This is a genomic window from Bradyrhizobium sp. 179 (genome assembly GCF_023073535.1).
Taxonomy (GTDB): domain Bacteria; phylum Pseudomonadota; class Alphaproteobacteria; order Rhizobiales; family Xanthobacteraceae; genus Bradyrhizobium.
Genome location: NZ_JADPJR010000160.1, coordinates 18,334 through 32,502 on the forward strand (window position 1 = coordinate 18,334; position 14,169 = coordinate 32,502).

General features: G+C 64.9%; 13 protein-coding genes. 9 read left to right on the forward strand and 4 right to left on the reverse strand.

Features of this window, described 5'->3' with window-relative positions; genetic code table 11:
• Window positions 1-17: 17 nt before the first annotated feature.
• Genes IVB12_RS36590 through IVB12_RS36605 form a run of 4 tightly spaced genes read left to right on the forward strand, consistent with a single transcriptional unit; the run spans window position 18 to window position 2,736 of the window.
• Complete coding sequence (locus IVB12_RS36590; protein ID WP_247307650.1) at window positions 18-209, forward strand: DUF4089 domain-containing protein; 192 nt, start codon at window positions 18-20, stop codon at window positions 207-209.
• A 7-nt stretch (window positions 210-216) separates the two neighbouring features.
• Window positions 217-1,611, forward strand: a complete 1,395-nt coding sequence (locus IVB12_RS36595) for an AtzE family amidohydrolase (protein ID WP_247307652.1) — start codon at window positions 217-219, stop codon at window positions 1,609-1,611.
• 10 nt (window positions 1,612-1,621) lie between these two features.
• On the forward strand, window positions 1,622-2,017 hold the full coding sequence (hpxZ, locus tag IVB12_RS36600) for an oxalurate catabolism protein HpxZ (RefSeq protein WP_247307654.1): 396 nt from the start codon (window positions 1,622-1,624) through the stop codon (window positions 2,015-2,017).
• Window positions 2,014-2,736: a GntR family transcriptional regulator gene (locus tag IVB12_RS36605; RefSeq protein WP_247307656.1), complete on the forward strand. Its 723-nt coding sequence runs from the start codon at window positions 2,014-2,016 to the stop codon at window positions 2,734-2,736. The genes hpxZ and IVB12_RS36605 overlap by 4 nt, the downstream gene beginning before the upstream one ends.
• Window positions 2,737-2,849: 113 nt before the next feature.
• Here the strand turns inward: IVB12_RS36605 and atzF are convergent, their stop codons facing one another.
• Together atzF and IVB12_RS36615 are read right to left on the reverse strand one after the other, a co-directional pair.
• Window positions 2,850-4,655 carry an allophanate hydrolase gene (gene atzF / locus IVB12_RS36610; protein ID WP_247307659.1) on the reverse strand — a complete coding sequence of 602 codons (1,806 nt, stop codon included), beginning with the start codon at window positions 4,653-4,655 and terminating at the stop codon, window positions 2,850-2,852.
• Between the two features lie 180 nt (window positions 4,656-4,835).
• Window positions 4,836-5,330: a MarR family winged helix-turn-helix transcriptional regulator gene (locus tag IVB12_RS36615; RefSeq protein ID WP_247307661.1), complete on the reverse strand. Its 495-nt coding sequence runs from the start codon at window positions 5,328-5,330 to the stop codon at window positions 4,836-4,838.
• A gap of 150 nt (window positions 5,331-5,480) precedes the next feature.
• Here IVB12_RS36615 and IVB12_RS36620 point away from each other — a divergent pair, with 150 nt between their 5' ends.
• The gene (locus IVB12_RS36620) at window positions 5,481-7,331 is read left to right on the forward strand and encodes a feruloyl-CoA synthase (RefSeq protein WP_247307663.1); all 1,851 of its coding nucleotides are present in this window, start codon (window positions 5,481-5,483) and stop codon (window positions 7,329-7,331) included.
• A gap of 369 nt (window positions 7,332-7,700) precedes the next feature.
• On the opposite strand, the gene IVB12_RS36625 is transcribed toward IVB12_RS36620, so the two are convergent.
• Complete coding sequence (locus IVB12_RS36625) at window positions 7,701-8,207, reverse strand: MarR family winged helix-turn-helix transcriptional regulator (RefSeq protein ID WP_247307665.1); 507 nt, start codon at window positions 8,205-8,207, stop codon at window positions 7,701-7,703.
• An 83-nt stretch (window positions 8,208-8,290) separates the two neighbouring features.
• Between IVB12_RS36625 and IVB12_RS36630 the strand changes: the two genes are divergently transcribed.
• Genes IVB12_RS36630 through IVB12_RS36640 form a run of 3 tightly spaced genes read left to right on the forward strand, consistent with a single transcriptional unit; the run spans window position 8,291 to window position 11,116 of the window.
• Window positions 8,291-9,511, forward strand: a complete 1,221-nt coding sequence (locus IVB12_RS36630; RefSeq protein WP_247307668.1) for a cytochrome P450 — start codon at window positions 8,291-8,293, stop codon at window positions 9,509-9,511.
• Window positions 9,512-9,522: 11 nt separating this feature from the next.
• Window positions 9,523-9,846, forward strand: coding sequence for a 2Fe-2S iron-sulfur cluster-binding protein (locus tag IVB12_RS36635; RefSeq protein ID WP_247307671.1), 324 nt, complete (start codon window positions 9,523-9,525; stop codon window positions 9,844-9,846).
• Window positions 9,847-9,904: 58 nt separating this feature from the next.
• A complete protein-coding gene (locus tag IVB12_RS36640; RefSeq protein ID WP_247307674.1) occupies window positions 9,905-11,116 on the forward strand; it encodes an ABC transporter substrate-binding protein in 1,212 nt (403 codons plus the stop codon).
• 175 nt (window positions 11,117-11,291) lie between these two features.
• Here the strand turns inward: IVB12_RS36640 and IVB12_RS36645 are convergent, their stop codons facing one another.
• The gene (locus tag IVB12_RS36645) at window positions 11,292-12,554 is read right to left on the reverse strand and encodes an NAD(P)/FAD-dependent oxidoreductase (RefSeq protein ID WP_247307677.1); all 1,263 of its coding nucleotides are present in this window, start codon (window positions 12,552-12,554) and stop codon (window positions 11,292-11,294) included.
• Window positions 12,555-12,867: 313 nt separating this feature from the next.
• On the opposite strand from IVB12_RS36645, the gene IVB12_RS36650 reads away from it, so the two are divergent.
• Window positions 12,868-14,040 carry an ABC transporter substrate-binding protein gene (locus IVB12_RS36650; RefSeq protein WP_247281870.1) on the forward strand — a complete coding sequence of 391 codons (1,173 nt, stop codon included), beginning with the start codon at window positions 12,868-12,870 and terminating at the stop codon, window positions 14,038-14,040.
• Window positions 14,041-14,169: the final 129 nt, after the last annotated feature.

Genomic DNA, 14,169 nt, shown 5'->3' on the forward strand with positions numbered 1-14,169 from the left:
GATAGTGTGGGAGCGTGATGGCCGAGCCGCAAGACAATCATATCGACGACTATATCGAAGCCGTATCGAAGGCGCTTGCGCTACCGGTCGAGGAGGCCTTGAGACCCGCCGTTCGCGCCAATCTCGAAGTCTCGCTGCGGCTTGGCCGCCTCGTCGACGAATTCGCGCTGCCGGACGAGACGGAGCCGGCGCCGATTTTCACGGCCTGATGTCGCCATGACCATCAAGCCAGAGATGACCGCTGCTGAGATCGCGAGCGCGGTTGCGGGCGGCAGGATGTCGGCGCTCGCTGCCACGGAAGCAGCTCTCGCGCGTATCAAGCAGCACGATACGATCCTCAATTCGTTCACCGACGTCACCGCCGACCGTGCCCGCGCCAAGGCGCGCGCGATCGATGCCGACATCGCGGCGGGAAAGAAAGTCGGTCCGCTCGCCGGCGTGCCCTTTGCAGTGAAGAACCTGTTCGACGTAGCTAACCTCGTGACGCGCGCGGGCTCGAAGATCAACCGCGACCTCGCGCCAGCCAGGCGCGACGCCACGTTGATCGAACGGATGGAAGCAGCCGGCGCCGTGCTGGTCGGCGCGCTCAATATGGGCGAATACGCCTACGACTTCACCGGCGAGAACATCCACGACGGTCCCTCGCGCAATCCACACGACACCACGCGGATGACCGGAGGCTCCTCGGGTGGATCGGGCAGCGCCGTTGGCGGCGCGCTGGTGCCGATCGCGCTCGGCTCGGACACCAATGGGTCGATCCGGGTGCCGTCCTCGTTCTGCGGCATCTTTGGTTTGAAGCCGACGTACGGTCGGCTGTCGCGGGCGCGCTCGTTCCCGTTCGTTGCGAGCCTCGATCATCTCGGCCCGCTGGCGCGCTCCGTCGCCGACCTCGCGCTCGCCTATGACGCGATGCAGGGACCGGATGCCGACGATGCCGCATGCAGCACGCGTGAGGTCGAACAGGTGGCGCCGCTGCTCGGCCAGTCCATCTCGGGCTTGCGCATCGCGATCGCCGGCGGTCACTTTCAGAAGAACGTGTTTCCGGAAGCGGTCGAAGCCGTCAGCCGCATTGCCAAGGCGCTTGGCGCGACTGAGATCGTCGACATTCCCGAAGCCTCGCGCGCCCGCGCGGCGGCTTATGTCATTACCACCACCGAAGGCGCCTCGCTGCATCTCGATCGCCTGCGCAAGCGCCCGAACGATTTTGATCCTGCCGTGCGCGACCGGCTGATTGCGGGCGCCATGGTGCCGGCGCCGCTGGTCGACCGCGCACAAAAATTCCGACGCTGGTATCGCGGCCAGCTCGCCGAAATCTTCAAGTCGGTCGACGTGTTGCTTGCGCCGGCAACGCCGTGCACTGCGCCGAAGCTTGGCCAGGTGAATTTTACGCTCGACGGCGTCGAGCTGCCGGTGCGCGCCAATATCGGCATCCACACCCAGCCGATCTCCTTTATCGGCCTTCCGGTCGTCGCCGTGCCGGTGCCGCTCGAGCCGCTGCCGATCGGCGTGCAGATCATCGCCGCGCCGTGGCGCGAGGACGTCGCGTTGCGCGTCGCGTACGCACTGGAGAAGATGGGCGTGGCATCGGCGCCGTCGCCAAGGGGACTTTGAGGATTTTGAGATGGAGATCGATCTTCCCGACGTGATCGCCGAAGTCAGAGCCGCGTTCGAGCGCTATGAGCAGGCCCTGGTCAGCAACGACGTCGCCGTGCTCGGTGAGCTTTTCCGCAACGACCCCCGCACGCTGCGCTACGGCATCGGCGAGAACCTCTACGGCTATGAGGCGATCTCCGGCTTCCGGGCCGGCCGCTCGCCGGTCGGCCTGAACCGGCGCACCGCGAAGACCGTGATTACGAGCTATGGCCGCGACACGGCCGTGGCCTCCACCTTGTTCTATCGCGACACCGTGCCCGGCAAGGTCGGCCGGCAGATGCAGACCTGGATTCGCTTTCCGGAGGGCTGGCGCGTCGTCGCCGCCCATGTCAGCATCATCGACGAGCCGAAAGAGACCGTATGACGCTTGACGACTTTCCGCACGGAGCGCTGCCGGTCGAGCCGGTGGTGCCGCGCGTCGACCGTCCCTCACAATCGCTGCACAAGGTCACGCGCGCCGAGGAGCTACGTCTTCAGCTCGCCGACGAGATCGTGCGTGGAACTTTGGCTCCCGGGGCGCCGCTCGACGAGACCGACATCGCGCGCCGCTTCAGCGTCTCGCGCACGCCGGTGCGCGAGGCGTTGCGCCAGCTGGTGGCGAGCGGTCTTGTCGAGGCGCGCGCCCATCGTGGGGCAGTGGTGGCGCAGCCCTCGATCGAGCGGCTGAAGAGCATGTTCGAGGCAATGGCGGAGCTCGAGGCATTGTGCGCCGGCCTTGCCGCAGAGCGCATGTCGGCCGCCGAGCGGCATGGTCTGGAGGCCATCCACGAGGAGCTACGGGTGCTGAGCTATGCCGGCAATCCCGAGCGTTTCCACGATGTCAACGAGCGCTTTCACAACGCGATCTATGCGGGATCGCAGAACGGCTACATCGCCGAGATCACGCTCGCCACCCGCGTGCGCGTTCAGCCGTTCCGCCGCGCCCAGTTCCGCAATCTCGGACGGCTCGCCAAGTCGCAAGCTGAGCACGACCGCGTCGTCGTCGCCATCATGCGCGGCGACAAGCAGGGGGCCGCGGCAGCCATGCGCGCGCATATCGAATTGGTGCGCGGGGAGTATGAGATCTATTCGGTGTCGGTGTAGGGCGACTCGCTCGGTGCGGTAGGGTGGGCAAAGCGAAGCGTGCCCACCATCCTAACATCCTTGCGGATGGATGGTGGGCACGGTGCTTCGCACCTTTGCCCACCCTACCGCACCTATGTCGTCGCGGCTTCCGCCATATACTTCCGCCAGCCGCCATACGCCGTGATGTCGCGTGCGTCTGGCAACGCCTCCGGCTCGACGAGAAACCCTTTCACGCTGCGGCCGTCGGTAAGCCTGATCGTGCCGATCGCCATCGGCGAAGGAATCGCATTGACGAACTTGCCGAAGGCAGAGGACGACAGGGACCAGATCTCCAGCTCGATTGCGGCGCCCTTGCCGGCTTCGACGCGCAGCATGCCCGGCTTGGGCGGCGTGGTCTTGAGTGCATAGAGCTGGTAGTCCGGCGCGGTCTTGGTCGCTTCGATCAGGCGTCCGTTCAGCGCCTTGAGCTCGCCATTCAGCGCCATGCCGGAGAGATGGGCGCCGACGACTGCGATCGGAATCTCCTCACCGCTGCTTGCGGGCAGCGGCGCGAGCGGTGCTTGCGCCACGCTCTTTGCGCCGAGACGGAGCTTCGTATCCGCATGGAACACACGGCCGATGCTGGCGAGCAACGCGTCGCATCCTGCGGGGGCGAGCAGCGTAATGCCGAACGGAATGCCGTCGGCGCGCATCGACGCCGGCACGGCAAGGCCGCAGAGGTCGAGCAGATTGACAAAGTTGGTGTAAGTACCGAGCCGGCTGTTGAGCTCGACCGGATTGGCCAGCACCTCCGCGCTCGTATAGGCGGTCGGCGCGGTCGGCAGCACCAGCGCGTCGATGTTCGCAAATGTGCGCTCGGCGATCTTGCGCAAGCTCTGCAGGCGGTAGAGCGCGGAGAAGGTCTCCTCCGCCGTCAACCGCGCGCCGGCCGCCGTGATCTCGCGCGTCACGGGGTGGATCGCATCGGGTGCGGACGCGAGCAGATCCTTGATCACGAGGTAGCGCTCGGCGACCCACGGCCCCTGGTAGAGCAGCCGCGCCGTCTCATAGAATGGCTCAAGGTCGAACTCGACGAGATCCGCGCCAAGCGCGGTCCAGCGCTTCAGCACATCGCCGTAAGCGGCTTCCGCCGCCTTGTCGCCGAAGAAGATCAGCTGCCCGTTGCGTGGCACGCCGAGGCGCAAATTCGCCGGGAACGACGTGAGCTGCTGAAGCGGCCGGTCGCGCGAGAACGGGTCGGCCTGATCCGGGCCGGCCATCACGGAGAGCGCCAGCGCAGCGTCGTCGACTGTCAGTGCGAACACCGAGATGCAGTCCAACGTGCGGCAGGCGGGCACGAGGCCCGCGGTCGAGATCATGCCGAGGCTCGGCTTCAGCCCGACGATGTTGTTGAGCATCGCCGGCACGCGGCCGCTGCCGGCGGTGTCGGTGCCGAGGGAGAGCGGCACGAGCCCGGCGCCGACGGCCACTGCCGAGCCCGAGCTCGAGCCGCCGGGAACGAGATCCTCATGGATCGAATTTTTGGGAATGCCGTAGGGCGAGCGCACGCCGACGAGGCCGGTCGCGAACTGATCGAGATTGGTCTTGCCGATGATAATGGCGCCCGCAGCGCGCAGGCGCTCCACGGCGGTGGAGTCGCGCGTTGGCGTATAGGCGAAGGCGGGACAGGCCGCGGTGGTCGGAAATCCCAGCGCGTCGATATTGTCCTTCACCGCAACCGGCACGCCGTAGAGCGGCAGGCTCGCGGCATCCTTCGTGGCAAGTCTCTCGGCCTCCGCGATCGCGTCCTCCTCGTCGCGCAGGCTGATGAAGACCGCGGGATCGTTGTGGTTGCGAATGCGCTGGTAGGTCCGTGCGACCGTCTGCGCCGGCGTCAGCGTGCCCGCGCGATGCGCGGCCACAATCGCGGCGATCGTTTCAGGCTGCTCAGCCCCCATGACGACAAAACTCCGGCAACTGGTTCACCCCGGCTCGAAGCAAGCGATGTGCCATTGTGTACAGTATAGAGGTTGGGCAAGTACCCGGATAATATCGTGAGATCAGGGCCTTGCCGCGAGCTGGGCGTCGAGCGCACGCGCTCGGTTAGGGGCATCTGCTTAAATTATGAGCAGCGGGGGTCAGGTGAAGTCGGCGAGAATCCGAAGCAGGTGCTGCCGGTTCTCCCTGCCGATCTTCGCCTCGACATGCCGCTCGTGCTCCGCGGCAAGTCGTTTGAACTTGGCCAGTTCCGTCGCGCCCTGTGCGGTGAGGTGCAACGCGTGCGAGCGCCGGTCCGTCTTCGACTTGACCCGCTTCACATATCTGCGCCTTTCGAGGCTGTCGAGCAGATGCACCAGCCGCGCGCGCTCGATGCCGAGGCGCTTGGCTACGGCCATCTGCGACAGGCCGGGATTGGCACCGATCACCGTCAGCACCGAATATTGCGTCGGCCTGATGTCGACCTCACCGAGCGTCCTGATGAAGTCCTGAAAGATCCATATTTGGAAGCGCCGCACCGCGTAGCCGGCGTGCCCGACCAGCGCATCGAGGCCGACCTCGTCGGAGTCACTCCGCTGCACTGCGCCGTTGCCGGCGCGTTTGCGTGGGGACGTCTGGGCTGCGCTGCTTGTCACATCGTGTCTCCCTCGGCGCGACCTTAGCGCCTCGACGGGCGGTGCGAAAGATTGTTGTTGACGACAACAATTGTCCCGCCCAACATTGCGGCCAAGCAGCCCGGAACGAGGCGGCCGCCGATCCCGAATCGGGGCGGAGGAGGAAACCCCATGATGACCGCCCCACGCGGTGACGCTGCAAGCCTGTTCGCAACGCCAAGGACGGTCGCAGAGCATCGCGCCGACGGCAGCATCGTGCTGCGCTCGCCCGAGCCACTTGGCGCGAGCGCGCGCTGCACCGGCGACTGGCTGGAGCAATGGGCGCGGCAAACACCCGATACGATCTTCCTCGCCGAGCACGGCAGTGCCGATGCGCCCTGGACTACCGTCACCTATGCGCAGGCGCTGCGGCAGGTGCGGGCGGCCGCGTCCTGGATCCTGGCGCAGGGCCTCAGCGCCGAGCGACCGCTCGCTATCCTCTCCGACAACAGCATCGATCACGCGCTGCTCGCGCTCGCGGCGCAGCATGTCGGCGTGCCCTCAGCGGCGGTTTCACCCGCCTATTCGCTGATGTCGAAAGATTTCGACAAGCTCAGGAGCATGATCGCGCTGCTCGCGCCGGGTGCGATCTATGTCTCCGCAACCAAGCCATTTGCGGCGGCCCTGGCCGCGATCAGGCCGTTGCACACGGCGCAGATCATCAGCGGTCATGCCGACGACGCCGATGCGCTGTCGTTCCGCACCATTGCGGAGACGCCAGAGACGCCCGACGTCGCCAAAGCCTTCGCCGCGGTGACGCCGGATACCATCGCGAAATTCCTGTTCACCTCGGGCTCGACCGGTACGCCCAAGGCGGTCATCAACACCCAGCGCATGCTGACCTCGAGCCAACAGGCCAAGGCGCAGGCCTGGACGTTTCTCGAACCGAGCCGCGGCGATCTCGTGATCCTCGATTGGCTGCCCTGGAGCCACACCTTCGGCGCCAACCACAATTTCAACCTCGTGCTGCGCAATGGCGGCTCGCTCTATATCGACGGCGGCAAGCCAGCGCCGGGTCTGTTTGCGATGTCGCTCGCCAATCTAAGAAGCGTGATGCCGACGGTCTATTTCAACGTGCCGCGCGGCTTCGACATGCTGATCGCGGCACTGCGCGGCGACGAGGAGCTGCGCCGCCGCTTCTTCGGCGAGGTGAAATTCGCTTTCTATGCCGGCGCGGCGCTGCCGCAGAATCTGTGGGATGCGCTCGAAGATCTCTCGATCAAGACCGTCGGCCGTGCGTTGCCGATGGTCTCGGCCTGGGGCTCAACCGAGACGTCCCCGCTCGCGACCGATTGCCATTTCCTCGCAGAACGCTCGGGCAATATCGGCGTGCCGATTCCCGGCACCGAGCTCAAGCTCGTCGCCGCCGGCGACAAGCTGGAAGTTCGCGTGCGCGGTCCCAACGTCACGCCGGGCTATTGGAAGGCGCCGGAGCTGACGAAGCAGGCGTTCGACGACGAAGGATTCTATCTCATCGGCGACGCCGTAAGGTTTGCCGATGCCAAGCGGCCTGAGCGCGGCCTGTTCTTCGATGGGCGCGTCGCGGAAGATTTCAAGCTAAATTCCGGAACTTGGGTCAGCGTCGGCACCTTGCGTGTCGCCGGCATTGCCGCATTGGCGCCGCTCGCGCAGGATATCGTCGTCACCGGCCATGGCGGCGACGAGGTGCGGTTCCTGGTGTTTCCGAATATCGCAGCCTGCCGCGCTCATGCCGGGCTGGGCGACGCGGCGGCTGTGAACGACGTGCTGGCGCATGACAAGGTCAGGACCGCGATCGCGCAGGGTCTGACGCGGCTGAAACAGCAGAGCAGCAACTCCTCCGGCCATGCCACGCGCGCGTTGCTGCTCGCCGAGCCGCCATTGGTCGACGGCGGCGAGATCACCGACAAAGGCTACATCAACCAGCGCGCCGTGCTGACGCGTCGTGCCGATGCGGTGGCACGGCTGAACGATGATGCGTCGCGCGAGTGGGTTGGCTTATAGCTATTAGCTAGCGAGACGAACAGGCACTCGCTTTCCACGTCGTCATTGCGAGGAGCCCTTGCGACGAAGCAAATCCAGACTGTTGCCGCGGAAGGATTCTGGATTTGCTTCGCTGCGCTCGCAAATGGCGGAGAGTGGGGCAGGAAGTGAAAGAGCTCGCCCAATACGCCAGTCACCCTGCCGCATTATCTTGTCGATTATTTTGTTGCCCAAGCAACTAATTTGTGCGAACCGTTCCAGAGAAGGATGACGGCGGACGAACCGCTGCGTCTGATCCTGGAGGAAACAATGCGCGGCCAGAATGGTGCCGTCGGCAAGTGCCGGCGCAAGCCTGGACACGAAAGGAGCAGACGGCCGGCGCGCGATCTGTCAGGCCTCAGTGCTGCCGGTGACCGCGCCGAGATTTTCGTGCAGCCGACGGAGCAGGTCGATCAGCACCTCGCGCTCGTCCTTGCTGAGGCAGGACAGGAGGCGCCGCTCGCGTTCGAGCGCCGCGATGATCACCTTGTCGTGGGTGGCGCGGCCCTTCGCCGTGAGCGAGATCGAATGGGTGCGGCCATCGTTCGGGTCGGTGCGGATCGACACCAGCCCACGCTTTTCGAGCCCCGCGAGCGTCCGGCTCACCGGGCCCTTGTCGAAGCCGATGACGTGGCAGATGCGCGAGGCCGGAATTCCGGGCTCGATCGCCAGCAGCGACATGATCCGCCATTCCGTGACGTTGACGCCGAACTGCCGCTGATAGAACGCGGTCGCGCTGTTCGAGAGCTTGTTGGCGATGAAGGTGATGAAGGCCGGGACGTAACGATCGAGATCGAGCGTCGGCCCGAATTCGGCGGGCGCAGGCTTTTGGCGGGCTCTATTCAAGGACGGCGGCATATCGGGGTTCTGAGTCGCGGCTTGTCCCATGACCTAAGGGTAAGCGCGGCCGTTTCACAAGTTCAAAATGAGGGAGGTCTTCCATGACTGCATCCGGCTCCCCTGTAGCAGCTGACGTCGCGGCCGTGCCGCATCTCGACGTCGATCCCTTCGCGATGAGTTTTTTTGCCGATCCCTATCCTACACATGAGCTGCTGCGGGAGGCAGGCCCGGTCGTCTATCTCGACAAATGGAGCGTGTACGGCGTGGCGCGTTATGCCGAGGTCCACGCCGTGCTGAACGATCCCGCGACCTTCTGCTCCAGCCGCGGTGTCGGCCTCAGTGATTTCAAGAAGGAGACGCCGTGGCGGCCGCCCAGCCTGATCCTGGAGGCCGATCCACCCGCGCACACCCGCACCCGCGCCGTGCTGTCAAAGGTGCTTTCCCCCACCGTGATGAAGCAGGTGCGCGACCGCTTTGCCGCAGCGGCCGAGGCGCGGGTCGATGCGCTGCTGGAGAAGCGCAGCTTCGATGCAATCGCGGATCTTGCCGAGGCCTATCCGCTCTCGATCTTTCCGGATGCGCTCGGGTTGAAGCCGGAAGGTCGCGAGCATCTGATTCCCTATGCGAGCGTCGTGTTCAACGCCTTCGGACCGCCGAACCAGTTGCGCCAGGAGGCGATCGAACGTTCGGCGCCGCACCAGGCTTATGTCGCCGAGCAGTGCCAGCGCGAGAATCTGGCACCCGGCGGATTCGGCGCCTGTATTCATGACCGCGTCGATGATGGCGAGATCACCGCGACCGAAGCGCCACTGCTGGTGCGCTCGCTGCTGTCGGCCGGGCTCGACACCACCGTCAACGGCATCGGCGCCGCGGTCTATTGCCTCGCGCGCTTCCCGGATCAATGGCAGCGCCTGCGCGAGGATATCTCGCTCGCGCGTGGCGCTTTCGAGGAGGCCGTGCGCTTCGAAAGCCCGGTGCAGACCTTCTTCCGCACCACCACGCGGGAGGTCGAGCTGTCCGGCGCGAAGATCGGCGAAGGCGAGAAGGTGCTGATGTTCCTCGCCGCCGCCAACCGCGATCCGCGGCGCTGGGACAAGCCCGACAGCTACGACATCACCCGCCGCACCTCGGGCCATGTCGGGTTCGGCTCCGGCATCCATATGTGCGTCGGTCAACTCGTCGCCCGCCTCGAAGGCGAGGTGATGCTGGCGGCTCTGGCGCGCCGTATCGCGAAAATCGAGATCGCGGGTGAGCCGAAGCGCCGCTTCAACAACACGCTGCGCGGGCTCGACAGCCTGCCTGTCACCATTATCCCGGCCTGACGAGGAGCTTCATGCCCGCCATCACCTTCATCCATTTCAACGGCAGGTCTGATCGTGTCGAGACCAGTGATGGCGAAAGCGCCATGCAGGCCGCGACCCGCCACGGCGTCGACGGCATTCTGGCCGAATGCGGCGGCAATGCCATGTGTGCGACCTGTCACGTCTATGTCGACGAGAGCTGGCTCGCGCGCCTGCCAGCAATGGCCGACGAGGAGGATGCGCTGCTCGAGGGCACCGCAAGCGAGCGGCTTCCGAACAGCCGGCTGTCCTGCCAGATCCACCTCACGCCCGCGCTCGACGGGCTCGTCGTGAGGCTGCCGGCGCGGCAGGTCTAAAATCTGAACCGCGACGGCAACAATCGGCGTGGCAACACATTCAACAGGGGAGGGAACGATGAAGCATCTGAAGTGGACGCTCGCACTGGCTGCGAGCCTGATGGTCGGTGCGGCAAGCGCCGAGATATCCGACAATGTCGTGCGCGTCGGCGTGCTCAACGACATCTCCGGCATCTTCCAGGACACCAACGGCATGGGCTCAGTCGAGGCGGCACGCATGGCGGCCGAGGATTTCAACGGTGGCGGCAAAGGCATCAAGGTCGAGATCGTCTATGCCGACCATCAGAACAAGGCCGATGTCGGCAGCGCCATCGCGCGCAAATGGCTCGACGTCGAAGGCGTTGATGCCATCGTTGACGTGCCGAACTCGGCGGTCGGCCTCTCCATCAACTCGCTCTTGCGCGATAGCCGCATGACGTTCCTGGCGTCCTCGACGGCAAGCTCCGATCTCACCGGCAAGGCCTGCTCGCCCAACACCATTCAATGGGTCAACGACACCTGGGCGACCGGAAACACCACGGCGGCCGCGATGATGTCACGTGGCGGCAAGGAGTGGTATTTCCTCACGGTCGACTACGCGCTCGGCAAGGGAATCGAGGCCGAGGCACAGAAATACATCGAGGCGCATGGCGGCAAGGTGTTGGGTTCGTCCAAGCATCCGCTCGGGACCTCCGATTTCGCGTCCTTCCTGTTGCAGGCGCAAAGCTCGAAAGCGCAGGTTATCGGCCTTGCCAATGCCGGCGGCGATACCATCAACGCAGTGAAACAGGCCGCCGAATTCGGCATCCAGCAGAGCGGCCAGAAGCTGGTTGCCTTCCTGCTCTTCATCAACGACGTCCACGGCATGGGCATCAAGGTCGCGCAGGGACTCCAGCTGATGGAAGCCTTCTACTGGGACATGAACGACGACACCCGCGCTTTCGCCAAGCGCTTCGCCGCGCGGCCCGGCATGAACGGAAAAATGCCGAGCGGCAATCAGGCCGGCGTCTATGCCTCCACGCTCGCCTATCTCAACGCCGTCGCCGCCACGGGCAGCGATAATGCCAAGAGCGTCGTGCCCGAGATGAAGAAGTTCAGGGGCAAGGACAAGCTGTTCGGCGACACCACGATTCGTCAGGATGGCCGGGTCGTGCACCCAATGTACCTGTTCGAGGTGAAGAAGCCCGAGGAGTCGAAATACCCGTACGATTATTACAAGTTGGTCTCGACGATTCCGGCGGACCAGGCGTTCCGCCCGCTGGCGGAGGGCGGGTGTGAGTTGGTGAAGTAGCGCGAGCTGCGCGCGCTGCTGCACCCTCTCCCCTTGCGGGCCCCCTTGTGGGAGAGGGTGGCTTCGCAAAGCGGAGCCGGGTGAGGGGTTGTCTCCTCACGAACTCCCTTTCGAGTTGAGAGAACCCCTCATCCGGCGCTTCGCGCCACCTTCTCCCACAAGGGGAGAAGGAGAACTACACCACCTTGCTACTGCCCTGCGTGATCAGTCGCGCCGCCCGCTGGTCGCGGGCGTAGATCCAGAGCCAGCTCAGCGCGACGCTGAGGCGGTGGCGGAGGCCGATCAGAAAGTAGATGTGGGCGATGCCCCAGATCCACCACGCGATGGTGCCGCGCAGCTTGATGCGGCCGAAATCGATCACCGCGAGCCGCTTGCCGATCTGCGCGAGGCTGCCGGCGTGCTTGTAGCGGAACGCACCCTTCGTCTGCCCACGCAGCCGAGCCTTGATGGTCTCGGCGACATGGCGGCCCTGCTGCTTCGCCGCCGGCGCGATGCCGGGCACCGGCTTGCCCTCCCAGGCATCGATGCTGACGGTATCGCCGATCGCGAAGATCTCGGGATGCCCCGGAATGGTCAGGTCCGCCTCGACCTGCACGCGCCCGGCGCGATCGCTTGGTGCGCCCAGCCATTCGGCAGCGGGCGAAGCGCGCACGCCGGCGGCCCAGATCCTGGTCTTGGCGTTGAGCCGCGTGCCGCCGAACACCACGCCATCGCGGTCGATCTCGGTCACGGGTTGCCCCAGCACGACCTCGACCCCGATCTTTTCCAGCGACGCCTGCGCGTAAGCCGAGAGGTCGTCGGCAAAGCCCGCGAGCACGCGCGGGCCGGCCTCGATCAGCACGACACGCGCCTTGGTCGTGTCGATGTTGCGGAAATCGCCGGGCAGAGTGTGGTGCGCCATCTCGGCGATGGTGCCGGCAAGCTCGACGCCGGTCGGGCCGGCGCCGACGATGACGAAGGTCAGCCGCGCCGCGCGCCTCTCCGGATCCGTTTCGCGCTCGGCGCGCTCGAATGCCACCAGGATGTGCCGGCGCAGCGTTGTCGCGTCCTCCAGCGTCTTCAGGCCGGGCGCGAATTGCTCCCATTCGTCGTGGCCGAAATAGGCGTGCCGCGCACCGGTGGCGAGCACCAGTGTGTCGTAGGGCACCTCGCTGCCGTCGTCGATCAGAACGCAGCGACGTGCCGTGTCGACGCCGCTCACTGTGGCAAACAGCGTTGTCACCTCACGGCGATCGCGCATGAGATGGCGAATTGGCCAGGCGATCTCGCTGGTCGCCAGCGAGGCGGTCGCGACCTGATAGAGCAGCGGCTGGAACAGATGATGGTTGCGGCGGTCGATCAGCGTGATCTCGACCGGCGCGCCCGCGAGCCGATAGGTCGTCTCCAGCCCGCCAAAGCCGGCTCCGACGATGACGACGCGGTGCGGTGTCGTGGTCATGATGCGTCCCTCGAATCGCGCTGCTCTATTTGTTCATTTAAGTGCGGTTCTGGGGCCGCGGTCCAATAGGCGTCATCAATCGTCGAATAGGCCAAGTGTATCGATGTGGCGCGAAAAAGCGCCGCAGCCTTGACCATGACTTGGCCGAAGTGAGTAGAACTATATTTCTTGCCATCTCCAATTGGGGCGAAATATGGTGCAGGGGCGGGCCCTGAGCCATTGGCGGCTCGACAGATTTTGCGTCAATAGAGACTGGCCCGAGGGGCGGCGATCACCCCGCCTCCGGGACCGATAATCAAGGAGGGGAGTGGCTATGAGGACGGCATTCTGGCTGGCGGGCGCAGCGGCGCTGGTGCTGGCAAATCCGGCGTGCGCCGGCGACACCATCAAGATCGGCTTCGTCTCGACCTTCAGCGGCCCGACCGCCGTGATCGGCAATGACATGCGCAATTCTTTCGAGCTCGCGCTCGATCATCTCGGCCGCAAGATGGACGGCAAGCCGGTCGAGGTGATCTACGAGGACGACGGGCAGAAGCCGGATGTCGGCAAGCAGAAGACCGAGAAGCTGGTGCAGTCCGACAAGGTCGATTTCATCGTCGGCTACATCTGGTCGAACGTGCTCCTGGCCTCGCTCAAGACCGCGGTGGACTCGCAGACCTTCCTGATCTCGGCCAATGCCGGTCCCTCGCAGCTCGCGGGCGAGCTGTGCTCGCCTTACGTGTTCTCGACCTCCTGGCAGAACGACCAGACGCCGCAGGCGATGGGCCTCTACATGAACCAGAAGGGCGTCAAGAGCGTGTTCCTGATCGGGCCGAACTACGCTGCCGGCAAGGACATGCTCGCCGGTTTGAAGAGCACGTTCAAGGGCGAGATCAAGGGCGAGGAGTACACGGTCTGGCCGAGCCAGCTCGACTTCTCCGCCGAGCTCTCCAAGGCGCGCGCCTCCGGCGCCGAGTCGATCTTCGTGTTCTACCCCGGTGCCGCCGGCGTGCAGTTCCTCAATCAATATGCCCAGGCCGGCCTCAAGAGCACCATGCCGCTCTACACCGTCTTCACCATCGACGAGCTGTCGCTGCCGCTCCAGAAGGAGAATGCGCTCGGAGTGCCCGGCGCGCAGGAATGGGTCAATGATCTCCCCAACGAGCAGAACAAGCGCTTCGTCGCCGATTATCGCAAGAAATATCCCGGCCTGCGGCCGACCTACTACGGCGCACAATCGTATGATGCCGCCCAGCTCATCAACAGCGCCGTGGTCGCGGTGAAGGGCGACACCAGCAAGAAGGATGCGATGAAGGCCGAGATGGAAAAGGCCAACTTCAAGTCGCTGCGCGGCTCCTTCAAGTACGGCAACAATCACATCCCGATCCAGAGCTTCTATCTCCAGGACGTGGTCAAGGACGCCGAAGGCCAGCTCGCGCTGAAGACCGTCGCCACCATCGTCGAGAACGACCAGGATCGTTTCCACGACAAGTGCAAGATGAAGTGAAGCCTCTACTCTCCTTCTCCCCGCCTGCGGGGAGAAGGTTGGGGTGAGGGGGAGTCTCCGCGAGTTGCATGAAAATTGGGAGAAGCGCTCTCTCAACACGTCATTGCGAGCGCAGCGAAGCAAATCCAG

What these genes read in the sequence shown, in the direction of transcription:
- IVB12_RS36590 (WP_247307650.1), top strand. Translation starts at nt 18, where the DNA reads ATGGCCGAGCCGCAAGACAATCATATCGACGACTATATCGAAGCCGTA.
- IVB12_RS36595 (WP_247307652.1), top strand. Translation starts at nt 217, where the DNA reads ATGACCATCAAGCCAGAGATGACCGCTGCTGAGATCGCGAGCGCGGTT.
- hpxZ (WP_247307654.1), top strand. Translation starts at nt 1,622, where the DNA reads ATGGAGATCGATCTTCCCGACGTGATCGCCGAAGTCAGAGCCGCGTTC.
- IVB12_RS36605 (WP_247307656.1), top strand. Translation starts at nt 2,014, where the DNA reads ATGACGCTTGACGACTTTCCGCACGGAGCGCTGCCGGTCGAGCCGGTG.
- atzF (WP_247307659.1), bottom strand. Translation starts at nt 4,655, where the DNA reads ATGGGGGCTGAGCAGCCTGAAACGATCGCCGCGATTGTGGCCGCGCAT.
- IVB12_RS36620 (WP_247307663.1), top strand. Translation starts at nt 5,481, where the DNA reads ATGATGACCGCCCCACGCGGTGACGCTGCAAGCCTGTTCGCAACGCCA.
- IVB12_RS36625 (WP_247307665.1), bottom strand. Translation starts at nt 8,207, where the DNA reads ATGCCGCCGTCCTTGAATAGAGCCCGCCAAAAGCCTGCGCCCGCCGAA.
- IVB12_RS36630 (WP_247307668.1), top strand. Translation starts at nt 8,291, where the DNA reads ATGACTGCATCCGGCTCCCCTGTAGCAGCTGACGTCGCGGCCGTGCCG.
- IVB12_RS36635 (WP_247307671.1), top strand. Translation starts at nt 9,523, where the DNA reads ATGCCCGCCATCACCTTCATCCATTTCAACGGCAGGTCTGATCGTGTC.
- IVB12_RS36640 (WP_247307674.1), top strand. Translation starts at nt 9,905, where the DNA reads ATGAAGCATCTGAAGTGGACGCTCGCACTGGCTGCGAGCCTGATGGTC.
- IVB12_RS36645 (WP_247307677.1), bottom strand. Translation starts at nt 12,554, where the DNA reads ATGACCACGACACCGCACCGCGTCGTCATCGTCGGAGCCGGCTTTGGC.
- IVB12_RS36650 (WP_247281870.1), top strand. Translation starts at nt 12,868, where the DNA reads ATGAGGACGGCATTCTGGCTGGCGGGCGCAGCGGCGCTGGTGCTGGCA.